The organism is Rathayibacter sp. AY1B7, from assembly GCF_002932735.1.
Taxonomy (GTDB): Bacteria; Actinomycetota; Actinomycetes; order Actinomycetales; family Microbacteriaceae; genus Rathayibacter.
The window spans coordinates 24,383-45,711 of record NZ_PSWK01000023.1 but is presented as its reverse complement, the minus strand read 5'-3'; the positions used below and the strand labels follow the sequence as shown (position 1 = coordinate 45,711).

Below are 21,329 nucleotides of genomic sequence, written 5' to 3'. Positions count from 1 at the left end.
TCCCGTGACCGCGACCTCGACGGACAGCCGCCGATCCGCTCCCGCCGGCGCCTACTGGAACCTCCGGCGCCGCGACGCGCTCGCCGGCTGGCTCTTCATCGCGCCCCAGCTACTCGGTGTGATCGTGTTCGTGCTGCTGCCCGTCGGGCTCGCGGTCTGGTTCAGCCTCAACGAGTGGAACGTCTTCACCGGCTCCATGACCTTCGTGGGCGGCGAGAACTACGAGCGGGCGATCAACGACCCGAGCATCGGCGCGGTGCTCGGCACGACCGCGGTCTTCTCCGGGGGAGTGGTCGTCCTGAACCTCGCCCTCGGGTTGGGCCTGGCCGTGCTGCTCAACCGGAGGATCCCGGGCGGCGCCCTGTTCCGCACGCTCTTCTTCTCGCCCGTCGTCATCTCGGTGGTCGCCTGGACCCTCGTCTGGGGCTTCCTCCTCCAGGACAACGGCGCGATCAACGGCCTGCTCTCGCTGGTCGGCCTCGACGGGCCGAACTGGCTCCAGGAGGGACCCACCGCGATGGCGAGCGTCATCGTCACGCAGGTCATCCGCAGCGTCGGCGTCAACATGGTGCTCTTCCTCGCCGCGCTGCAGGGAGTGCCGGGCGACCTCTACGAGGCGGCTCGCCTGGACGGCGCGAGCCCCCGCGCGATCTTCTTCCGGATCACGCTCCCGCTCATCTCGCCCACCCTGCTCCTCACCGCCATCCTCACGATCGTCGGCTCGCTGCAGGCGTTCGCGCAGGTCGCCGTCCTGACCGAGGGCGGGCCGGAGCTGTCGACGACAGTGCTCGTCTACTACGTGTTCCAACAGGCCTTCGAGTTCAGCGACATCGGCTACGGCGCGACGCTCTCGCTGATGCTGCTCCTCTTCGTCCTGATCCTCACGGTCGTGCAGTGGCAGCTGCGCAGGAAATGGGTCTTCTATGAGAACTGACGCCGTCGTCGAGCAGGGGACCCCGCTCACGCCACGCCTCGAAGCCGTCCCGGAGCCGCCCGTCAAGCGCCGCCGCGGCCGCAGCCCGCTCATGACCGCCCTGCTCGTCGTGACGCTGATCCTGCTCGTGCTGCCGTTCGCGGTGCCGACGTTCTGGATGATCGCCTCGTCGTTCAAGCCGGTGAACGAGATCTTCTCGAACCCGCCGACCCTGCTGCCGGACTCGCCGAGTCTGGCGGGCTACGCCGAGGCGTTCCGGTTCCAGCCGTTCGCGCTCCAGTACTGGAACAGCCTCTACATCGCGGTCACGGTCACCGTGGTCACGCTGCTGGTGTCGAGCCTGGCCGGCTACGCCTTCGCCCGGATCCCGTTCCCGGGACGCAACGCGGTGTTCCTCGTCGTCCTGACCGGCCTGCTGGTGCCGACGGAGGTGACGATCATCCCGCTGTTCCAGATCTTCCGGCAGCTCGGCTTCATCGACACCCACGTGCCGCTGCTGCTGGTGCCGATGGTCGGAGCGCCGGCGGTGCTGGGCACGTTCATCATGCGGCAGTACTTCATCGCGATGCCCGGCGAGCTCGAGGAGGCCGCGCGCCTGGACGGCCTCGGCCGCTTCGGGATCTGGCGGCGCATCTTCCTGCCGCTGTCCAAGCCCGCGCTGTCGGCCGTCGCGATCCTGACCTTCCTCGGGTCCTGGAACATGTACCTCGAGCCGACGGTCTACCTGACCTCACCCGAGCTCTTCACCCTGCCCCAGGCGCTCACCCGCTTCACCGACGCCTACGGCGGGGAGATGTGGGACGTGCAGCTCGCCGCGGCGACGATGACGGTCGTGCCCGTGCTGGCCGTGTTCCTCCTCGCTCAGCGGCAGTTCGTGGAAGGGCTCGCGCACTCCGGTCTGAAAGGCTGACCCGGTGTTCACGGATCGCCCCCTCGCCGCCCTCCGCGAGTTCCGTGCGGAGGTCGCGGAGCCCGACGACTTCGACGCCTTCTGGCGGGCCACCCTCGCGCTCGGGCGGGAGGGCGGCCCCGCCGTGAGCGCCGCGCCGGTCGACGCGGGCCTCCCGCTGGTGCGGGTGCGGGACGTGCGGTTCCCCGGCTTCGCGGGCGAGCCGATCGCCGCCTGGCTGGTGACCCCCGCGGTCGACCCGGGCGCCCCGCTCCCCGTGGTGATCGAGTACCCCGGGTACGGCAGCGGACGGGGCCGTCCGATCGAGCACCTCTGGATCGCCGCCGCCGGGTACGCGCACCTGGTCGTCGACGCGCGAGGCCAGGGAGCCGGCCGACTCGCCCGCTCCGGAGCCACCCCCGACCCCCACGGCAGCGGACCCGCGTACCCCGGGGTCACGACCCGCGGCATCGAGTCGCCCGAGACGTACTACTACCGGCGCCTGATCGCGGACGCGGCGCTCGCCGTCGACGCCGTGGAGGCGCTCCCCGGGCTGGACCCGGACCGCGTGTCGGTCTTCGGCGGCAGCCAGGGCGGAGCGCTCGCGACCGCCGCGGCGGCGCTGCGCCCCCGGGTGCGCGCGGCGATCGCCCTGGTGCCCTTCCTCTCCGACGTCCTCCGCGCCACGACCGTCACGAACGAGGCGCCCTACGTCGAGATCGCCCGCTACCTGGCGACCCGCCCCGAGGACCTCGACGCCGTCGAGCGGACCCTCTCCTACGTCGACGGCGTCCACTTCTCGCGGCGCCTGCGCTGCCGGGTGCACCGCTCGGTCGGCCTGATGGACCCGATCTGCCCGCCCTCGACGGTCTTCGCCTCCCACAACGTCTCCGGCGGCGAGACGTCGATCGACGTGTGGCCGTACAGCGGGCACGAGGGCGGCGGGGTCGGCGACCGCGAGCGGGCGCTGGAGGTGCTGCGGGAGGTCCTCGGGTGACCGCGCGGGCGTGACCCCGCGTCTCAGGACGCCGGCGCCTCCTCCATCCCGAGCCGGATCGCCAGGTCCATGGCGCGCAGGCGGGCCGGCGAGACGTCGTAGGGCAGGCTCCGGATGATCTCGCCGGCGCTCCGGGCGCGGGAGCCCTGTGCGGGATCGGGGGCCGGCGCGGGGTCCTCGGGCGGGTGCGCCTCGTCCCACGCGTCGAAGATCGCCTCGTCCTCCTCGAGCTGACCGGACTCCTCGACGACGCGCATCAGCCGGGCCTCGAAGGCGTGCCGCTCCCGCGCCACCTGCTCCACCCGGGGGTCGTCCTCGGCGACCGTGTCGTCGAGGGCCTCCTCGGCGGCGTCGACGCGGTCGGCCTCCGCCCGCAGCGCCGGATCGGCGGCCAGGACCACGAAGCGGCCGGCCTGGGAGACGGCGCCCAGCGGGCCGAACATCCGCTCGGTGACCAGCAGGGTGTCGAGGTCGGCCTGGCGCAGCGAGCCCTCGGGTGCGCCCTCGAGGCGGCGCGAGACGATGTCGTCGAGCAGCCCCAGCCGGCCGCCGAGGGTCCGCATGCGCCGGACCGAGGCCCGCTTCCGCTGCAGCTCCTCCTCCTGCGCGGCGAGCGCGGCGTCCAGCCGCGCGAGGACGCCCGCGACCTCGTCCTCGCGGTCGGCGCCGTCCTCGGGGCCGGCCGGGGCTGCGACGGCGAAGGCGTCCCGGATGTCCTCGAGCGCGACCCCGGCGTCGGCCAGGCGGCGGATCCAGAGCAGCCGGATGATGTCGTCGTAGCCGTAGCGCCGACGACCGTCTCCGCCCCGCTCGCGCTCGGGAAGCAGGCCGAGCCGGTGGTAGTGGCGGATCGCCCGCGGAGTGACGCCGGCGAACGCGGCGGCGTCGCCGATCTGCACCTGGCGGGGCGGGGCGGGGAACGACTGCATGGGGGACCTCTCCGATCGGGACGGTGTGCATCGAGCAGACCACATGACGCAGGGGCAGGAGCAAGCCGGCCCGGCCTGCTCCCGCCCCTCGTCCCCTCGCGCTCAGCGCGCCAGGCGCACCGTCGCGATCTCGAACGGACGCAGCTCGAGGCGCACGTCGGCCGACTCCGCCTCGACGGAGCTCTCGATGCGGACCTGCTCGGTGGGACGCTCCATCAGGTCGGTGCGGGTGACCGCCCGGACGGCGAAGGCGGCGCGGAGGGTCGCTGCGGCGCGGCGGCCGAGCGACTCGTAGAGCCGCACGATCACGTCGCCGCTCCCGTCGTCCGCCGCCTTCACGGCCTCGACGATCACCGAGGGGTCGTCGATCGACACCAGGGGATCGACGGGCGCGGCGCCGGTCAGCCTGCGGACCGGGGTGTTCAGCGCGTAGCCGGCCTCGACGGCGTCGGGCAGCTCGGCGCCGACCACGAGCGAGACGGCGAGGCGGTGGCGGCCCTGGTCGGCGTCCGGGTCGGGGAACAGCGGCGCGCGCAGGAGCGAGAGCCGGACCGTGGTCGTCGGGGTGCCGGCCGCGGCGCGGTCGCGGGTGATGTCGTGCCCGTAGGTGGAGTCGTTAACGACCGCGACGCCGAAGCCCGGCTCGCCGACGTGCACCCAGCGGTGCGCGACGGTCTCGAAGCGGGCGGCGTCCCACGTCGTGTTCACGTGGGTCGGGCGGTGCACGTGGCCGAACTGGATCTCGGACGTCGCCCGGTCCGAGAGCAGGTCGAGCGGGAAGGCGAGCTTGAGCAGCTTGCGGCGCTCGTGCCAGTCGATGTCGAGGCCGAGGTCGACGGCCGCCCGGCCGATCTGCAGCGAGACGGTCTGCACGACCGTGGAGCCGCCGAACGAGCGGGTGATCACGACCGCCGGCACCTCGCGGCCGAGCGGGTCGCTCACGGTGCCAGCGCGGACCGAGTCGACGCCGACGAGGTCCTCCACCGTGCGGCGGTAGTTGTCGTCGAGGTCCCAGGCGTCCCACTTGTTCGGGGTGTCGCGGTGGAGCTGGAGGAGCCCCGCGGCGGCACCGGCGGGCACGACCTCCCGGCCGCTCGCGAGGTCCACGACCGACTCGAGGAGCCCGGAGGCGCCGATCCGCACCCGGACGAGCCCGTTGTCGAGCACGTGGGCGTCGCCGTCTGAGCGGAGCGTCGGGGCCGAGTGCTCCGCGGCGGGGTCGGCCGCGGCCGCGCCGAGCGCCGGCACGCCCCCGACGGCGAAGGGGGAGGAGTTCACCAGCAGCTCCGCGGAGCCCTCGCCGGCGAGGGCCCGGACGGCCTCGGCGATCATCTCCTCGATCCGCTGCGCGATGCGGGCGTAGTTCTCCTCCGCCTCGCGGTGCACCCAGGCGATGGAGGTGCCGGGCAGGATGTCGTGGAACTGCTGCAGGAGGACCGTCCGCCACATCTCGCGCAGCTCGTCGGCCGGGAACGGGACCCCGGCGCGGACGAGGGCCGTGGTCGCCCACAGCTCGATCTCGCGGAGCAGGTGCTCGCTGCGGCGGTTGCCCTGCTTGGTGCGCGCCTGCGACGTGTAGGTGCCGCGGTGGAACTCGAGGTAGAGCTCGCCCGACCAGGTGGGCGCGTCCGGGTACTCGGCCTGCGCCTCCTCGAAGAAGCGGCGGGGTGTGGACAGCTCGACGGTCGGCGAGCCCTCGAGGCTGCGCGTGCGGCGGGCGGCCGCGATCATCTCGCGGTTGGGGCCTCCTCCGCCGTCGCCGTAGCCGAAGGGCACGAGCGACATGGTGCCGCTGCCCTTCTCGGCGTACTGGCGCTCGGCGCGGGCGAGGTCCTCGCCGGAGAGGTCGGAGTTGTAGAGGTCGACGGGCGGGAAGTGCGTGAACACGCGGGTGCCGTCGATGCCCTCCCACCAGAAGGTGTGGTGGGGCATCGTGTTGGTCTCGTTCCACGAGATCTTCTGCGTGAGGAACCAGCGCCCGCCCGCTCCGGCGATGATCTGCGGCAGCGCCGCGGAGTAGCCGAAGGAGTCCGGGAGCCAGACCTCCTCGGTGTCGATCCCGAACTCGTCGAGGAAGAAGCGCTTGCCCTCGAGCAGCTGGCGCACGAGCGCCTCGCCGCCGGGCATGTTCGTGTCCGACTCGACCCACATCCCGCCGACCGGCACGAAGCGGCCCGCGAGCACGTGGCCGCGGACGCGCTCGAACAGCTCCGGGTGGTCGCGCTTCAGCCACGCGTACTGCTGCGCGGAGGAGGCGGCGAAGACGAAGCCCTCCTCGCGCTCGATCAGGTCGCAGACGTTCGAGAAGGTGCGGGCCACCTTGCGGGCGGTCTCGCGGGCGGGCCAGAGCCAGGCGGAGTCGATGTGGGCGTGGCCGACGGCGTGCAGGTGGTGCGCGCTGGCCGAGGCGGGCCGCTCGAGGACGGTCCGCAGCGCCTCCCGGCCCGCGGCGGCGGTGCCGGACACGTCGTCCGGATCGAGGACGTCGACGGCGCGGTCGAGGGCGCGCACGATCTCGGCGCGGCGCTGGGAGGACTCGGGCAGCTGCCCGATCAGCCCGACGAGCACGGCCATGTCCTGCTCCAGCTCCCAGACCTCCCGGTCGAGCAGCCCGAGCTCGAGGCGGCGGAGGCGGTAGAGCGGGTCGGACGGCAGGGCGCCGTCGGCGGGGCGGCCGCCGAGCGCCGTGGGGGTGAAGGACCAGTCGCCGGTGATGTTCGGGTTGGCGGCGGCCTCGATGTAGAGCTCGACCGTGCGGTCGCCCGCCTCGCGGCCGGGCAGCCGGTCGAGCGGGACCGACTGGTTGAACGGCTCGACGGCCTTCACGACCGTGCCGGTCGCGGTGAAGACGAGCCCCTCCGCCTCGAAGCCGGACTGGGCGCCGGTGTAGCCGAGGTCGACGACGAGCTCGGGCTCGCAGCCGTCGACGCCGACCCAGGAGGCGGGGATCTCGCCGCGCACGTGGAACCACACGGTGCCCCAGGGGGCGCCCCACGGCTCCCCGATGCGGGCGGGCGCGTAGGACGCGGCCCGCGCCTGCTCGAAGGGGACCGGCTCGCCCGGAGCGGTCCACGACTCGATCCCGAGCGGCTCGACCGCCCGGTGGATCGCCGGCCGGAGGCTCTCGGCGCGGAAGCGGGCGATGCGGGCTTCGATGCGGGTGCTGTCGTCATGCATGCGTTCTGGTGCTCGTTCCGTGTGCGGTGGGGGAGGGCGGCGGCGCGGAGGGCGCCGCCGCCCGGGGTCAGGAGGCGATGACGACGCGGTGCCCGTCGGGGAAGACGGCCACCTTCCGCCAGGTGTCGCCGGAGCGCTCCCAGCCCTCGTTGACCTGCCCGGCCGGAGGGGTCGGGATGGTCTCGGGGGCGCGGGCGACCGTGGTGTAGCCGGCCGCGCGCTCCACCCGGCCGCGGCCGAGCTCGAACGAGGTCAGGCGTCCGTCGTCGACGATCAGCGAGCCCTCGTCCACTCCCGCGGCGCCGCGCTCGATGAACGGGTTCACGAGGCGCGTCTGCGAGGAGTCGCTGCCCAGCACGATCGCCTTCTGCTGCGGGAAGCGGCCGAGGCTGAGCCCGTAGAAGCCGCCGAGGACGGTGAGGTTGCGCACCTCGAAGTCCGCTCCGCCGTTCGTCAGGCCGACGCCGAGGCAGTTCGCGCCCGAGGTCGGGAAGAAGTTCGGGTTCACGATCATGTGGCTCGTGCCGGCCTCGATCAGGACCTCCCAGCCGTCGCGGGAGCCCTCCGAGCGGAAGTTGATCAGGGTCAGGCCGGAGTTGACCGAGCGCCGGTTCTCGTTGCGGATCGACCGGAGGCCGACCGTGCCGCCGATGGCCTGGCAGTCGAGCAGCGTCATGTTCGTCGGCGCGAGGAGGAAGCCGCCGAGGCCGGGGCTGATCGCCTCGACGTTGGTCATCGAGCCGCCGATGGAGGCCTTGCCCGAGTCCTCCACGCCCCAGCCCGCGGGGGCGACGATCTTGATCTTGTTCCAGGAGTTGGCGTACGAGTACTCGTCGTCGACGCCCGACACGAAGGTGCCGCGCTCGCGGAAGATGCCCGACTTGCCGGTCTTCTGGATCCACAGGTTGCGGAACTCGCAGTTGACCAGCGAGCGCAGCGACATCCCGTGGCCGCCGGAGGGCGTGCCCGTCATCTCGAAGTCGGCGAGGACGACGCCGGTGGCCTTGTTGTTGTTGGCGGGACCGGCCGCGTCGCCCGTCTGGCCGGAGACGGTGAAGATGTCGCGGGTCGAGCCCTCGATCTGGACGATCCTCGTCTGGCGCATGCCGGCGCCGACGATCTTCGGCCCGGCGTAGCCGTAGGGCGGCCCGTTCTCGGGCTGCACCGGGTAGCCGCGGTAGTCGACCGCGAGGCCCGTCACCCGGATCTCGCCGGCGGGCAGCGACACCTCGCCGCCCGGAGCGGTCATCGCCTTATCGATGGCCGCCTGCACTGCGCGGGTGTTGTCGGCGCCGGCGCGGTCGTCCCAGCGGAACTCCTTGTCGAGCGGTGAGATCGGCCCCTCGGTGACGCTCAGGCGCTTCTTCTGCCCGGGAGCGTCGGCCGGGGGTGCGGCGGCGGCCGGAGTGGCGGCGCCGACGGCTCCTGCCGCGCCGGCGAGGGCGGCGGCGCCCCCAGCGAGGAAGAGGCGGCGCGAGTTGTCGGGCCTGCGCTGCGGATCGTGCTCGGGCTGGTGATCGGGCTTGTGCTGCCGATCGGGCCTCGGGGAGGCCGTGGTCTGGTTGTCTGGGTCTGCGGGATTCATCATCGTCGACGTTCCGCCCTCTCTCGCCCCGGATGGGCGTACGGCGATCCTTCGTCATCGGTAGCCTGAGGTCAAGACGTAATACCTATTACCAGGATGAAGCGGGGGTGTCCGGGTGCCGCGGATCACGCAGAAGGACATCGCGCGTCTCGCGGGAGTCAGCCAGACGACGGTGTCGTTCGTGCTCAACGACAAGGGCGAGCAGCTCGCCCGGGTCCCGGAGGCGACGCGGGCGCGGATCCTCAAGGCGATCCAGGAGACGGGGTACGTCGCCGACCCCATCGCGCGCCGCCTCAAGCAGGTCGGCACCGGCATGATCGGCGTCTACACCTACGAGAGCCTGTTCCCGCTCGATCGCGAGGACTTCTTCCATCCGTTCCTCGCCGGCATCGAGGAGGAGGCGCAGAACCGCGACATCGACCTCCTCCTGCTGACCAGCGGCCGCGTCGGCGGCCGCCGCGGCGGCCTGAGCGGCGGCACCACCCGGCTGCGCCTGGCCGACTCCTGCATCCTCCTCGGGCAGCGCATGCCCCGTGAGGAGCTCGAGTTCCTCAACGCGAGCGGCTTCTCCTTCGTCAGCGTCGGCCGCCGCGACGACGCCGGCGGGCCCGTGCCCTACGTGGCCGCCGACTACGCGTCGATCGTCCGCGAGCTGATCTCCTGCGCGCGCGCCCTCGGCCACACCCGCTTCGCCTACGCCGGCCACGGCGAGGGCGTCGAGTCGTACACCGACCGCATGGCCGGCGCGCGGGCCGAGCTCGGCGACGGCTTCCTCCACCTCGTCCCGGGGCCGGAGGCGTCGCCGCGGGAGTGGATCCGCCGGATCGCCGCCGAGGGCGTCACGGTCGTCCTCGCCGAGCAGGAGGAGCAGTTCGTCCTCCTGCAGGAGGCCGCCGAGGCCGAGGGGGTGGCGGTGCCGGGCGACCTGTCGCTGGTGTCGCTCTCCGGATCCGCCGATCGCACCGGCTGGCAGGCCGGCTTCGAGCTGCCCCGGCGCGACATGGGGCGCCGCGCCGTGCAGATCCTCATCGAGGGCGACCCCGCGCGACGGGAGCAGCAGCTCCTCCGCTGCACGCTCGTCGACGGCGCCTCCCTGGCCGCGGCCCCGGCCTGACCGGCCGGCCCGGACCGCTCGGCCCTGAACGGCCGGGCTCAGCCCGAGTGGTGGCGCCCGATGGGCAGCACCAGCGGCGTCCGCGAGACCGGGTCCTCGATCACGCGCGACTCCATCCCGAACACCGCGCGCACCGTCTCCGGCGTCACCACCTCGGCGGACGTGCCCGAGGCGTACAGGGCTCCGTCGCGCACGGCGACGAGGTGGTCGGCGTAGCGGGCGGCGAGGTTGAGGTCGTGCAGCACGATCACGATGGTCGTCCCGCGCGAGCGGTTGAGGTCGGTGAGCAGGTCGAGCACCTCGACCTGGTGCGACACATCGAGGTAGGTCGTCGGCTCGTCCAGGAGGAGCACGTCGGTCCGCTGGGCGAGGGCCATCGCGATCCACACCCGCTGGCGCTGCCCGCCCGAGAGCTCGTCCACAAGGCGGTCGGCGAGCTCGAGCGTGCCGGTGTCGCGCAGCGCCTCCTCGACGATCGCGTCGTCGTCCGATCCGGAGCCGCGGCCGAAGAGGCCCCGGTGCGGGTAGCGGCCCCGGGCGACCAGGTCCGAGACGGCGATCCCCTCCGGGGCGATCGGGGTCTGCGGCAGCAGCCCCACCTGCTGCGCGACCTGGCGCGTCGGGAGCCGGTGGATCGCGCGCCCGTCGAGCAGGACGCTCCCCGAGCGCGGGGTGATCAGCCGCGCCATCGCGCGCAGGAGCGTCGACTTGCCGCAGGCGTTCGCGCCGACGATCACCGTGATCCGGCCGGGCGGCACGGCGAGCGAGAGCCCGTCGACCACGACGCGCTCGTCGTAGGCGAGGGTGACCGCGTCGGCGGCGAGGGTGGGCGGGGCGTCGGTCACAGGGAGCCTCCGGAGCGGTTGCGGCGGGCGAGGAGCCAGAGCAGGAAGGGCGCGCCGAGGGCGCCGGTGACGACGCCGACCGGGAAGCGCGCGCCCGAGAACAGCGCGCCGACGACGTACTGGGCGAGCAGGTCGGCGGCGAGCACCACGACCGCGCCGACCAGGGCGGAGGGGATCAGCAGCGTGCGCGCGCTCGGCAGGATCCGCCGCGCGATCGGCCCCGAGACGAAGGCGACGAACGCGATCGGGCCGGTGGCGGCGGTCGCGACGGCCACGAGGCCGACTCCGACCGCGAGCAGGGCCAGCCGGCTGCGCCGCACGTCGAGCCCGAGCGCGGTCGCCGACTCGTCGCCGAGCTGCAGCACGCCGAGCCGGCCCGAGAGCAGCAGCGCCAGCGGCACCAGCACGAGCATCGTCAGCGCGAGCGGCGGGACGGAGGGCCAGGCGGCCGAGTTGAGGCTGCCGGTCAGCCAGCGCAGCGACTCCTGGACGTCCTCGAAGTCGGCGCGGGTCTGCACGTAGGCGATCACGCTCTGGAACATCGCCGCGACGCCGATGCCGATGAGGATCAGCCGCGCCCCGATCACTCCGCCGCCCTCGGCCAGCCCGGCGATGATCAGGGCCGTCGCGAGCCCGGCCGCGACCGCGATCACCGAGACCGCGCCGCCCGAGAGCCCGAAGAACGCGATCGCGACGACGGCCGCCGCGCTCGCCCCCGACGTGATGCCGATGATGTCGGGGCTGGCGAGGGCGTTGCGCAGCATCGTCTGGAAGATCACGCCGCCCATCCCGAAGCCCACGCCCACCAGGACGGCGGTGATCGTGCGCGGCAGCCGCAGCGTGCCCACGGTGAAGGAGGCGCCCGGCACGGTCTCGCCGAGGACCACGCGGACGACCTCCGGCACCGAGTAGACCGTGCTGCCGACCGTGAGCGAGACGACGACGAGCGCCAGCGCGAGCACCGCGAGGACCGCGCAGCCGATGACCGTGCGTTGACGGCGCAGCGTGCGGCCGGCCGCGATGCCGACCGCGGCGGGCGCCTCCGCGGTCCTCACAGCGCCCGCACCTTCGAGCGGCGCACGATCGCGATGAGCACCGGGGCGCCGATCAGCGCGGTCACGATGCCCACCTCGACGTCGCTCGGCCGGGCGACCACGCGGCCGACCACGTCGGCGACGAGCAGCAGCAGGGCGCCGAGCAGAGCGGAGGAGGGCAGCAGCCAGGCGTGCGCGGGGCCGGTGACGCGGCGGGCGAGGTGCGGGACGACCAGGCCGATGAATCCGATCGGTCCGGCGATCGCGGTCGCGGCGCCGCAGAGCAGCACGGCCGCGAGCCCCGCGACCAGGCGGATGCGCCCCACGCGCCGGCCGAGGCCGGTCGCCAGGTCGTCGCCGAGCGCCAGGGCGTCGAGCCCTCGCGCGCTGGAGAGGGCCAGCACCGCGCCGACCGCGAGGAACGGGAGGACCTGCAGGATGCTCGCGGTCTCGGCGCCGCCGACTCCGCCGACCTGCCAGAAGCGGAAGCGGTTCAGCGTGGTCTCCTGGGTGAGCAGGACCGCGCTGATGAGGGAGGTGAGCGCGGCGGCGGTGGCGGCTCCGGCGAGGGCGAGCTTCAGCGGAGTGGCGCCCTCGCGGCCGAGCGAGGCGACCGCGTAGACGAACGCCCCGGCGGCGGCGGCTCCGAGGAACGCGAGCCAGATGAACTGCGGCAGGCTCGTCGCGCCGACCCCGGCGATCCCGAGCACGACCGCGAGCGAGGCGCCCGAGTTGAGGCCGAGGATGCCCGGATCGGCGAGCGGGTTGCGGGTCAGGCCCTGCATCACGGCTCCGGCGAGCCCGAGCGCGGCGCCGACCAGGATCGCGAGGACCGTCCGCGGCACCCGCCCCTGCACCGCCGCGTCGACGATGGACGCCGGATCGGGCGAGGTCAGCGCCGGCCAGACCTCGCCGAGCGGGATCTCGCGGGAGCCGTACACGAGCGAGAGGACCGACGCGACGGCCAGCGCGACGAGGGCGACCGCCAGCGCGGTCGCCCTCGTCTTCCGGGTGGGTGCGGTGCGGGTCACGACACCTTGTCGGCGGCCGCGGCGAGGCCGGCGGTGTACTCGTCGAGCACCCACGGGATGCTGAGCAGGTTCGGCGACGAGGTGGCCATGGCGGCGGAGGAGCCGTCCTCCAGCACGTAGACGGAGCCGCGCTCGACGGCCGGGATCTTGGAGAGCAGCGGGTCGGCCTGCAGTGCGGCGAGGGTCGTGTCGTCGCCGTAGACGACGAGCACGTCGGCGTCGAGCTGGTCGGCGTTCTCGGAGCTGATGGTGCCGCTGAACGCCTCCGAGTCGCCGGAGAGCTCGACGACGCTCGGGGCGACGTCGAGCCCGAGGTCCTCGACGAACTTCACGCGCGCGTCGTTCGGCGTGTAGTAGGTGAAGGTGCTCGCGTCGGTCGGGTCGTACCAGCCGTACATGAACGTGGTGCCCGCGAGCTGCGGGTAGGACGCGGTGGTCTGCGTGATGTCGCTCTCGATCTCGCCGACCTTCGCGACGGCCTCGTCCTCGAGGCCCAGCGCGGCGCCGTCGAGCTTCGCGGAGTCCTGCCAGGTCGTGCCCCAGGGCAGGCCCGGGTAGGCGACGGTGGGGGCGATCTGGCTGAGGGTGTCGTAGTCCTGCCGGGTGATGCCGGAGTAGGCCGAGAGGATCACGGTCGGGCTGAGGTCCGAGATCGCCTCGAAGGGCACGCCGTCGGTCTCGTCGAACAGGGTCGGGGTCTCGGCGCCGGAGGCGTCGAGCGCCTCCTTCGTCCACACCAGCAGGCCGTCGCCGTCCTCGTCGCCGTAGGAGGCGCGGGTGAAGCCGACCGGGGTCACACCCAGCGCGAGCGCCACGTCCTGGTTGGTCCAGCTCGTCGCGACGACGCGGTCGGCCGACTCGACGGTGGTGCTGCCGAAGGCGTGGTCGACGGTGACGGGGAAGCCCTCGCTGCTCTCGGCGGCGCTGCTCTCGGACGTGCCCTCGGAGCCGGCGTCGGCTCCTCCCGAGCAGGCGGTGAGCAGCAGCGCGGCGAGGCCGAGCGATGCGACGGCGGTCAGGCGGAGGGGGGTGCGAGTGGCGGGCACGGCGATCCTTCGAAGGGGGTGGTGGGGGTTGCGAAGGTTAACCTAACCTAACCGCCTGGACGGGGCCAGTGGCCGGGCGGATCAGCGGTCCGGTCGCGCCTCCGCGGCCGCGTCGATCCGTCGTCCGCGGCCCGTGCCCGCCGCCGGGACGGGCCGCTGCTGACGGATCGATCGCGGGTGCGGCCCAGCGGGAGCATCGTTAGCGTGGAGGTCCGCGCCGATGGCCGGCGCCGAGGGGAGCCCCATGGATCAGACAGTCGAGATCGACGCCCGGGCGGAGGCCCTGCGCGCCGACCCCGAGAGCTTCGCCGCGATGGACGCGCTCTGGCGCAGCGTCTACGCCCTGCCGATGTGGTGCTTCATCGCGCGGGGGCCGGACGACGCGCCCACCCCCTTCGTCGGCGGCCTGGAGTCGGGGCCGATGGTCTTCGCCTTCACCACGGGGGAGCGCGCCCGCGCCGGGGCGCTGCACGCCGGCCTCTCCGACGAGGACGCGTCGCGCGTGCTGAAGGTGCCGATGCCGGCCGCGCTCGAGTGGATCGCGGCGATGGGATCCTCCGGAGTCGCGGGAGTGGTCTTCGACCTGCCCCGCTTCGGGTACTTCGCGCCCCTCCAGAACCTGCTGCCGATGCGCGACTTCATGTCGGCGAACCCGCCGGCCTGAGCCCCGCCCCGTCGAGACCAGCGGATCCGCCGATAGCAGCTGATCCGGTGGTTGTCGCCGCCCCGAACTGGTCACTGGACGACACCCGAGGATGGTGGGCCGGAGGCGCGCCCGTCCTCCGAGGACGAGGCCGGGAGACGCCGATGGGGAAGCTGCACTACGACGGATCGGTCGAGATCGACGTCGAGGACCGGGTGCTCGCCCACCTGCAGATCGTCCTCACCGCGAAGCTGCGCCGGGGGGAGTCGTGCCTGCTCACCTGGCGCGACGAGAACGGGATGAGCGACGGCCGCAGCGCGATCTGGCTGCACCCCTCGCACACGCTCCGCTACACCTACGCCGGCGGCCGCATGCCCCGCATCAACCCCGCCTGGATCTTGGCGCTCACCGATCTCGCGAACTCCGCCGGCGGCCTCCGCTTCGTCCCCGAGCCGCCGGAGCCCGTGCATCCCCCCGGCGGGAGCGCTCGCCGGTGACCGGCGGCCGGCCCCGTGCCCGGCCTCGGGCTCAGCAGCCGGGGTCGGCGGTGTCCGCGTCGAGCGCCGCCGTGGTGCCGAGCGCGATCAGCGACTGATCCGTCGCGACCGCGACCCTCGGGAAGCCGAGCGCTCGCAGCAGCCCGGCGCGCTCGCGGTCGCCCGCGTAGGCCCCGGCGCCCTTGCCCGCGCGCCGGGCCGCCGCGGCGATCCTCGGCAGCGGGTCGTCCGGTCCGTCCGCGGCGAGCAGGTCGGACAGGTCCCGTCCGAGGCCGATCGCGAGGTCGAACGGGCCGACGAACACTCCGCTCACGCCCGGCACCGCGAGGATCCGATCGACGGCGTCGAGGCCGGCCTGCGTCTCGATCATGACCCAGAGCGCGGTGCGCGCCTCGGCGGCCGACGGGGGAGCGGCGCCCCAGAGATCGGTCATCGGTCCCCAGCTGCGGCGGCCGAGCGGCGGGTAGTGCGCGGCGCGGACGGCCGCGAGCGCCTCCTCGACCGTCTCGATCATCGGGACGACCACGATGTCCGCTCCGGCGTCGAGCGCCCTGCCGATCAGCGCGTCGGAGAGCCCGGCGACCCGGACGCCGACGGGCGGCCTCCCGCTCACGGCGCCGAGTGCGCGAAGGGAGGCGAGGACCGCGGCGTCGTCGAACGCGCCGTGCTGCGCGTCCAGGCACAGCCACGCGGGCCCGCCGCGAGCGATCTGCGCGACCGTCAGCGGCTCCCCGAGCCGGCACCACACCCCGTCGGCCCGTCCGTCTCCGAGAACCCGTTCCGCATCCACGGGTCCGATCCTCGCGCACGGGGCGCCGCCTAGGCGAGGACCGCCAGTGCCGTCGACAGGATCCCGAGGACGACGCCCGCCCCGAGCAGGATCAGGCCGGTCAGGCGCAGCGCCCGCACCGCGTCGCTCCACCGGTGCAGGCGGATGCGGTGCGGATCCTCCTCGCGGTAGTGCACCTCCCGCTGGTCCGACCGCGTCGGCGTCAGCGGGTCCCCGGCGGACAGCGGACGCGATCGCACCTCGCCCGCCCGGGTCACCCAGTGCAGCGCGAGGGGCGGACCCTCCTCGAGGTAGGCGGTCGTCGTCAGCCAGCGTCCGTCGATCAGCGCCGCGACGAACTCGGTGAGCAGGAACAGCACGCCGAGGGGGAGGGTGACCAGCGAGAGGGCCTCGGAGATCGTCTCCAGCATGCAGCGTCCCTCCGACCGGATCCGGTGCTGAGCGTACCGAGTCGGCGGCCGGCGCGTCCGCAGTGGGACGCGCCCCGCCGCCGAGCCCGCGGGCCTCAGCCCCAGGCGACCTCGAGGTCGACGACGAACGTCACTCCGAAGCGATCGCGCAGCATCCCGTAGAGGGGCGACCAGGCCGCCGGGGCCAGGGGCACGACGACCGCCGCCCCCTCCGAGAGGCCGTCCCAGAGGCGGTGCAGTTCGTCGGCGTCGGAGCCGCGCAGCGACACGAACACCGGGATCGTGCCCGGGTCGTAAGCCGTGTGCGCGGGGACGTCGTACGCCATGACGCGGAAGCCGGCCTCGGAGACGACCTGGCCCCACATCAGCTGGTCGGCCTCGTCGGGCGCGGTGACAGCGTTCGCGTCCGCGTAGGACATCGCGTCGACTCGGCCTCCCGTGACCGAGGCGTAGAACTCCAGTGCCTCGCGGGCCTGTCCGCGGAAGTTGAGGTGGGTCGTCGTGGTGATGCTCATGGTGCGCTCCTCGAAGTCGTGCCGGGTCGATCACCCGGTGCCCCGACGCTCCCAGGAGAAGAGGACGGTGACGGTCCTCTTCTCGGAATACCCTCGGGACGTGCCCACGACGACCGAGCGGCTCCTCCTGCTCCTCTCCCTCCTGCAGACCCGCCGCGACTGGCCGGGCGGAGTGCTCGCCGAGCGCCTGGGGATCGCGCCGCGCACGGTGCGTCGCGACGTCGACCGGCTCCGCACGATGGGCTACCGGATCGACGCGGCGAAGGGCCCCGACGGCGGGTACCGGCTCGAGGCCGGCGCCGAGCTCCCGCCGCTGCTCTTCGACGACGAGCAGGTGCTCGCCCTCACCGCCGCCCTGCGCGCGCCGGTCGCGGGGCTCGAGGAGGCGTCGGCCCGGGCGCTGGCGACGGTGCGGCAGGTCCTGCCCGCCCGGCTCCGGCCCCGAGCGGATGCGCTGCGCTTCACGGTCGCGGCGGTGCCGGCCCCCGCGGTCCCTCCGGAGCGGCTGGTCGCGGTCGCGGCGGCCGTCCGGGCCTCGGAGGTGCTCCGCTTCGCGCACGCGGAGGCGGTGCGCCGCGTCGAGCCCCACCACCTGGTCGCGCGTCAGGGCCGCTGGTACCTCATCGGCTTCGACCTCGACCGCGACGACTGGCGGGTGTTCCGCGTCGACCGGCTCGAGCCGCGCTCGCCCCGCGGGGCTCGCTTCCGCCGCCGGGTGCTGCAGGGCGGGAGTCCCGCCGAGTTCCTGGAGGCGCGGTTCCGCGGCGGAGCGCCCGGGGAGGGGTGGCCGTGCCGCGGCTCGGTGGTGCTCGAGGCGCCCGCCGCCGAGGTCCTGCCCTACGCGAGCGACGGGGAGGTGGAGGACCTCGGCGACGCGGGCTGCCGACTCGCCCTCGGCGCCTGGTCGTGGGAGGCGCTCGCCGCGTCGTTCGGCCGGTTCGACGCTCCGATGGCCGGGGCCGAGCCGCCCGAGCTGGCCGCCGCGTTCCGCGTGCTCGCGGAGCGGTACGCCGCGGCGGGAGCCTGACCGGACCGCGGCGGCCGTCCGGCGCCGCTACTTCACCGAGTACCGGGCGCTCCCCGTGCTGCCGTCCGCCGTCGTGACCGTCAGCGTCCAGCAGGTGCCCCGCTTCGCGGGCACCGTCCACGCCTTCACGTAGCGGTTCGTCGCGGTGTCGTAGCGGAGGCGTCCGGTCAGGGTGGTCGTCGGCGCTCCGGTGAGGACGGCGCCGGCGGTGCAGGAGGTCTGCCTCTGCGTGACGCTGCGCACGTCGGCGAGGGCGGAGTGGCGGAACGTTCCCGCGGAGGACGTCGAGGTCACCTGGAACGTCATGCCGGTCGCGGCTCCGGCGGCCACGCTCTTCACCGAGGTGCTGAGCCCGCCGATCGTCCACGGGGTCACGGTGTAGGACGCGGTGAGGGTCGAGACGTTGCCCGCCCGGTCGGTCGCGGTCGCCCGGTACACGTGCGGACCGACGGAGCGGCCGCCGCCCGTGATCACGCAGGCGCCGGTGAGGCCCGAGAGCGCGTCGTCCGCGAGGCAGCGCGCCTCCGGGAGCACCGTGCCGTAGGGGTAGGACCCCTCGGGCCTCGACGTGAACGAGAGCTGCGGCTTCGTGGTGTCGATGGCGATGCCGCTGCGGGTCGTCGTGGCGCGGTTGCCCGCGTTGTCGACGGCGGTGCCGGTGACGCTCTGGCCGGGGCCCTCGCGCAGGATCCGCGCGGGGGTGCAGCTGCGGATCCCGGAGCCGCTGCCGTCGGCGCAGGAGAAGCCGACGGAGACGGGGGAGCGGAACCAGCCCGCGGCGTTCGGAGCCGTCGGCGCGGTCGTCGCGGCGATGGTGGGGACGCCGGTGTCGACGATCCGGTAGGTCGCGGCGGCGGTCGTGGTCAGTCCTCCGGGGTCGGTCCAGGTGCAGGTCGCCGTGCGGGTGCCGAGGCCGTTCACGAGCGTGCCGGTGACGACGGCCTCCTCGCTGAACGTTCCGCTCTCCGCATCCGTGATCGCGCAGGCGGCCCTCGGCTCCGAGCCCTTCTCGTAGGAGGCGCCGTCGGTGGCGGAGGCGACCGTCACGACGGGCGGGGTGTTCGCGGGGACCACGGTGACCGTGTGCGGCACGCCGGCCGTGGTGCCGTACGCGTTCCGCGCGCTCACCGTGAAGGTGGAGTCGCCTGCGGTGGTCGGCCTGCCCGAGACGACGCCCTCCGGCGAGAGGGCCACCCCCGCGGGAAGGGCGCCGGACGAGACCTCGAAGGTCGCAGCCGGGCCGGACGCCGTGAAGGTCGCGGAGTAGCGGGTCCCGGTCTTGACGAGCGTCTCGGCGGTGTCGGCGGTGAGGGTCGGCAGCGGGCCGATCGCGAAGGCGTGGTTGAAGCCGACCGCGATGCCGGTGGCGCCGGTGATCCCGGCCGGGACGTCCAGCTCCGTGTCGCCGTCGGGGTGCAGGGAGACGACGGTGCCGTCGGACGTCAGCAGGACGCTGAAGCCGATGCCGGCGGCGATCGCGGTGATGCCGCCGAGATCGGCGGGGACCCGCGGCAAGCCGGAGTCGACGGGGTCGCCCCAGGTGACGACGGTGCCGTCCCGCTTCAGGGCGAGGCTGTGGGAGTAGCTGACCGAGACGGCGACGACGTCCCGGAGGCCCGCCGGGGCGGTGTACGCGCCCCTGTCGTCGCCGCCCCACGCCACGACCGTCCCGTCGGCGCGCAGCGCGAGGCTGTTCCAGCCGCCCGCGGCGATCGCGACCACTCCGGAGAGACCCACCGGCACGTCGGTCGCTCCGAACTGATCCGAGCCCCAGGCCGCCACGGTCCCGTCGCCCCGCAGAGCGAGGGTGTGGTGGCTGCCTGCGGCGACGGCGGTCACGCCGCCGAGTCCGGCCGGGACGTCGGTCTGGCCCTGACGGTCGTCGCCCCACGCGACGACCGTCCCCTCCATCGTGAGGGCGATGCTGTGGAGGTACCCGGTCGAGATCGCGGTCACCTCGCGGAGCCCGGCCGGCACGTCCCGCTCGCCCTCCAGATCCGCTCCCCAGGCCTCGACGGTGCCGTCGGTGTGGAGCGCGAGGGTGTGGCTGTAGCTGCTCGCGACGTCCGTGAGGTCGGACATGCCCGCCGGCACGTCCCACTCTCCGTTGAGGTAGCGCCCCCAGGCGGCGACGCCGTTGGCGAGGTGGTCGTTCCCGACCGGCACCGGGTCCGGCTCGGCGGAGGCGAGGGGAGCCGCGGTGCCGGCGAGCAGGGCGACGGTCGCGGTCAGAGCGAGCAGAGTGCGGCGCAGACCCGCGGCGGTGCGGGCGGGGCGAGGAGAAGCGGGGTCGGTCACGGGCTCACGCTAGGGGCCGGCTCTCCTCCGCGGCGGGGGCGGGGGCGCCCTGTAGCGGACATGTCCTCTAGAGGGCGGAGCGCCGCTCCTCCAGGGCGGAGCCCGGGCCCTCCAGGGCGGAGCCTGGCCCCTCGGGGCCCGCGGCGGAAGGGCTTGCCCGGATCCGCGGCGGGCGATTGGCTGGAGGGCAGGAGAGAGAGGTGTCACCATGACGCAGACCTTCCCCGCCTGGTTGCGGGATCAGCAGAAGAGGGACGACGAGGTCGGCCGCTTCGCGCAGGCCTTCGGCGGTCGCGACGACCTGCCCGAGCACGGCGGCCGCGCGATCTACGACGGCTACTTCGCCAGCGAGCCCGAGTCGGCGCAGGCCGATCTGGACCGCGCCTGGATGGAGTTCGAGGCGCACCCCGAGCCGTCCGCCACGTCCGACGAGCCGGAGGGACTCCGATGAGCGACCAGACCCCGAGCCCCGTCGAGGACCCGGACGACCAGTCCGACAAGCCGTCGCAGGCCGAGGGCGAGGACGAGCGCGACACCCCGCACGAGGTCCTGCCCGCCGAGGGCAAGCCCTCGAAGGCCGAGGGCTGAGCCGACGCACTGAGCCGACGCACTCCCCGGAGGGGCGAATCCTGCAGAGGGTGCGCCCCTCCGTCGCGTCAGCGCCCGGTGACCGCCAGCAGCTCGTGCGCCGCGGCGCTGTCCGGGTAGCGGGAGAGCACGCGCTCCAGATCGCGCCGAGCAGGAGCCGTGCGCCCGTCCGAGAGGAGCGTGCTCGCGCGCTCGAGCAGCGCCTCCGCCCGCAGCTCCACGGGCCGCGCACTGGTGACGGTCGGGCGCACCACCCGGTCGAACGCCTCGAGGGCGCCCTCGATCAGGCCGAGCTCGCGAAGAGCGACGCCGCGGCGGATGAGCACCGCGGCGGAGGCGGCGTCCACGTTCTCGACGGGCGCCGAGAACTCGGCCACGTCGCTCCAGCGTCGGCGGGCGGAGTAGAGGGAGGCGAGGGTCGACGCCGCGAGGTCGACGGCTCCAGGGTCTCGACCGCCACGACCGCTGCAGCCGGATCCATCGGTGCTGCGAGCTCGGCGTAGAGCAGGCGCAGCGCCGGGGCGTCAAGCGGCACCTCCACGTCGAGGCCGCCGCTCAGCGGCAGGCGGACGGTCAGCGCGATCCCGTAGCGGCGGAGGAAGGAGTCGGCCGACGGGTCGTAGCGGATGCGCACCAGCCAGCCGGTGAGCCGCAGAGCGCGGTCGTCGTCTGCGGAGTGCAGGGCGTCGCGGACGAGCTCGACGACGGCCGCGAGGCGCGAGCACTCGGGGGAGCCGGTGGTCGCCTCGTGCAGGTCCTCCGCCGGCGCCCCGGCGCGCACGAGCCGGAGCAGGGGCGCCTCCCACGCCGGAGCGAGGGCGGAGGGGCGCACGAGACCCGGCCCGCCGGGCATGCCGAGCCAGCCGGACAGCCGGGAGCGGTGGTCCTCGGGGGAGAGCGGGTCGCCGGCCGCCCGGAGCCGGGGGCGCGCGAGGGCGCGGAGCTCACCGCTCCGTCGGAAGCCGACTGCCACGGCCGAT

Annotated in this window: 22 protein-coding genes; 9 read left to right on the top strand and 13 right to left on the bottom strand. The window is 74.1% G+C overall.

Annotation, left to right across the window (positions count from 1 at the left end):
- The first annotated feature begins 4 nt into the window (after positions 1–4).
- From C5C95_RS12805 to C5C95_RS12795, 3 genes are read left to right on the top strand one after another with little or no spacing between them, the layout of a single operon-like run.
- Complete coding sequence (locus tag C5C95_RS12805) at positions 5–934, top strand: carbohydrate ABC transporter permease (protein ID WP_104234014.1); 930 nt, start codon at positions 5–7, stop codon at positions 932–934.
- Entirely contained in the window at positions 924–1,844 is a 921-nt protein-coding gene (locus tag C5C95_RS12800) for a carbohydrate ABC transporter permease (RefSeq protein ID WP_244229554.1), read from the top strand. Before C5C95_RS12805 ends, C5C95_RS12800 begins: the two co-directional genes overlap by 11 nt.
- A 4-nt stretch (positions 1,845–1,848) precedes the next feature.
- Positions 1,849–2,820: an acetylxylan esterase gene (locus C5C95_RS12795; protein ID WP_104324576.1), complete on the top strand. Its 972-nt coding sequence runs from the start codon at positions 1,849–1,851 to the stop codon at positions 2,818–2,820.
- A gap of 23 nt (positions 2,821–2,843) precedes the next feature.
- Here C5C95_RS12795 and C5C95_RS12790 read toward each other — a convergent pair whose 3' ends face one another.
- The 3 genes from C5C95_RS12790 to C5C95_RS12780 all read right to left on the bottom strand — a co-directional run bounded on the left by C5C95_RS12790 (position 2,844) and on the right by C5C95_RS12780 (position 8,514).
- A complete protein-coding gene (locus C5C95_RS12790) occupies positions 2,844–3,749 on the bottom strand; it encodes a MerR family transcriptional regulator (protein WP_219814762.1) in 906 nt (301 codons plus the stop codon).
- A gap of 102 nt (positions 3,750–3,851) precedes the next feature.
- Entirely contained in the window at positions 3,852–6,926 is a 3,075-nt protein-coding gene (locus C5C95_RS12785; protein ID WP_104324574.1) for a glycoside hydrolase family 38 C-terminal domain-containing protein, read from the bottom strand.
- 67 nt (positions 6,927–6,993) lie between these two features.
- The gene (locus C5C95_RS12780) at positions 6,994–8,514 is read right to left on the bottom strand and encodes a hypothetical protein (RefSeq protein ID WP_104324573.1); all 1,521 of its coding nucleotides are present in this window, start codon (positions 8,512–8,514) and stop codon (positions 6,994–6,996) included.
- A 112-nt stretch (positions 8,515–8,626) separates the two neighbouring features.
- Here C5C95_RS12780 and C5C95_RS12775 point away from each other — a divergent pair, with 112 nt between their 5' ends.
- Complete coding sequence (locus C5C95_RS12775) at positions 8,627–9,625, top strand: LacI family DNA-binding transcriptional regulator (protein WP_104309977.1); 999 nt, start codon at positions 8,627–8,629, stop codon at positions 9,623–9,625.
- A gap of 38 nt (positions 9,626–9,663) precedes the next feature.
- Here C5C95_RS12775 and C5C95_RS12770 read toward each other — a convergent pair whose 3' ends face one another.
- From C5C95_RS12770 to C5C95_RS12755, 4 genes are read right to left on the bottom strand one after another with little or no spacing between them, the layout of a single operon-like run.
- Positions 9,664–10,470 (bottom strand): ABC transporter ATP-binding protein, encoded by an 807-nt coding sequence (locus tag C5C95_RS12770; protein ID WP_104324572.1) that lies wholly within the window; start codon positions 10,468–10,470, stop codon positions 9,664–9,666.
- On the bottom strand, positions 10,467–11,525 hold the full coding sequence (locus C5C95_RS12765; RefSeq protein ID WP_104273799.1) for an iron chelate uptake ABC transporter family permease subunit: 1,059 nt from the start codon (positions 11,523–11,525) through the stop codon (positions 10,467–10,469). Before C5C95_RS12765 ends, C5C95_RS12770 begins: the two co-directional genes overlap by 4 nt.
- The gene (locus tag C5C95_RS12760) at positions 11,522–12,535 is read right to left on the bottom strand and encodes an iron ABC transporter permease (protein ID WP_104224306.1); all 1,014 of its coding nucleotides are present in this window, start codon (positions 12,533–12,535) and stop codon (positions 11,522–11,524) included. Before C5C95_RS12760 ends, C5C95_RS12765 begins: the two co-directional genes overlap by 4 nt.
- Positions 12,532–13,581 carry an iron-siderophore ABC transporter substrate-binding protein gene (locus C5C95_RS12755; protein ID WP_181125670.1) on the bottom strand — a complete coding sequence of 350 codons (1,050 nt, stop codon included), beginning with the start codon at positions 13,579–13,581 and terminating at the stop codon, positions 12,532–12,534. Before C5C95_RS12755 ends, C5C95_RS12760 begins: the two co-directional genes overlap by 4 nt.
- A 244-nt stretch (positions 13,582–13,825) precedes the next feature.
- On the opposite strand from C5C95_RS12755, the gene C5C95_RS12750 reads away from it, so the two are divergent.
- Together C5C95_RS12750 and C5C95_RS12745 are read left to right on the top strand one after the other, a co-directional pair.
- Positions 13,826–14,245, top strand: coding sequence for a hypothetical protein (locus tag C5C95_RS12750; RefSeq protein WP_104333950.1), 420 nt, complete (start codon positions 13,826–13,828; stop codon positions 14,243–14,245).
- Positions 14,246–14,388: 143 nt separating this feature from the next.
- A complete protein-coding gene (locus C5C95_RS12745) occupies positions 14,389–14,721 on the top strand; it encodes an ATP-dependent DNA ligase (RefSeq protein WP_104324570.1) in 333 nt (110 codons plus the stop codon).
- A gap of 31 nt (positions 14,722–14,752) precedes the next feature.
- Here C5C95_RS12745 and C5C95_RS17515 read toward each other — a convergent pair whose 3' ends face one another.
- From C5C95_RS17515 to C5C95_RS12735, 3 genes are all read right to left on the bottom strand, one after another.
- Positions 14,753–15,511, bottom strand: a complete 759-nt coding sequence (locus C5C95_RS17515) for an HpcH/HpaI aldolase/citrate lyase family protein (RefSeq protein ID WP_181125668.1) — start codon at positions 15,509–15,511, stop codon at positions 14,753–14,755.
- Positions 15,512–15,540: 29 nt separating this feature from the next.
- Entirely contained in the window at positions 15,541–15,921 is a 381-nt protein-coding gene (locus C5C95_RS17510) for a hypothetical protein (protein WP_181125667.1), read from the bottom strand.
- A gap of 95 nt (positions 15,922–16,016) precedes the next feature.
- A complete protein-coding gene (locus C5C95_RS12735) occupies positions 16,017–16,436 on the bottom strand; it encodes a VOC family protein (RefSeq protein ID WP_104224302.1) in 420 nt (139 codons plus the stop codon).
- A 100-nt stretch (positions 16,437–16,536) separates the two neighbouring features.
- Here C5C95_RS12735 and C5C95_RS12730 point away from each other — a divergent pair, with 100 nt between their 5' ends.
- Positions 16,537–17,463 (top strand): YafY family protein, encoded by a 927-nt coding sequence (locus C5C95_RS12730; protein ID WP_258072666.1) that lies wholly within the window; start codon positions 16,537–16,539, stop codon positions 17,461–17,463.
- 27 nt (positions 17,464–17,490) lie between these two features.
- Here the strand turns inward: C5C95_RS12730 and C5C95_RS12725 are convergent, their stop codons facing one another.
- Positions 17,491–19,761 (bottom strand): PxKF domain-containing protein, encoded by a 2,271-nt coding sequence (locus C5C95_RS12725; protein ID WP_104324568.1) that lies wholly within the window; start codon positions 19,759–19,761, stop codon positions 17,491–17,493.
- A 208-nt stretch (positions 19,762–19,969) separates the two neighbouring features.
- Here C5C95_RS12725 and C5C95_RS12720 point away from each other — a divergent pair, with 208 nt between their 5' ends.
- Both C5C95_RS12720 and C5C95_RS17505 read left to right on the top strand, forming a co-directional pair.
- Positions 19,970–20,212 carry a hypothetical protein gene (locus tag C5C95_RS12720; RefSeq protein WP_104227148.1) on the top strand — a complete coding sequence of 81 codons (243 nt, stop codon included), beginning with the start codon at positions 19,970–19,972 and terminating at the stop codon, positions 20,210–20,212.
- Complete coding sequence (locus C5C95_RS17505) at positions 20,209–20,349, top strand: hypothetical protein (protein ID WP_159940045.1); 141 nt, start codon at positions 20,209–20,211, stop codon at positions 20,347–20,349. Before C5C95_RS12720 ends, C5C95_RS17505 begins: the two co-directional genes overlap by 4 nt.
- 68 nt (positions 20,350–20,417) lie before the next feature.
- Here the strand turns inward: C5C95_RS17505 and C5C95_RS12715 are convergent, their stop codons facing one another.
- Positions 20,418–20,726, bottom strand: coding sequence for a tol-pal system YbgF family protein (locus tag C5C95_RS12715; RefSeq protein ID WP_104324567.1), 309 nt, complete (start codon positions 20,724–20,726; stop codon positions 20,418–20,420).
- Positions 20,633–21,322 carry a hypothetical protein gene (locus tag C5C95_RS12710; RefSeq protein WP_104324566.1) on the bottom strand — a complete coding sequence of 230 codons (690 nt, stop codon included), beginning with the start codon at positions 21,320–21,322 and terminating at the stop codon, positions 20,633–20,635. The genes C5C95_RS12715 and C5C95_RS12710 overlap by 94 nt, the downstream gene beginning before the upstream one ends.
- Between the last annotated feature and the right edge of the window lie 7 nt (positions 21,323–21,329).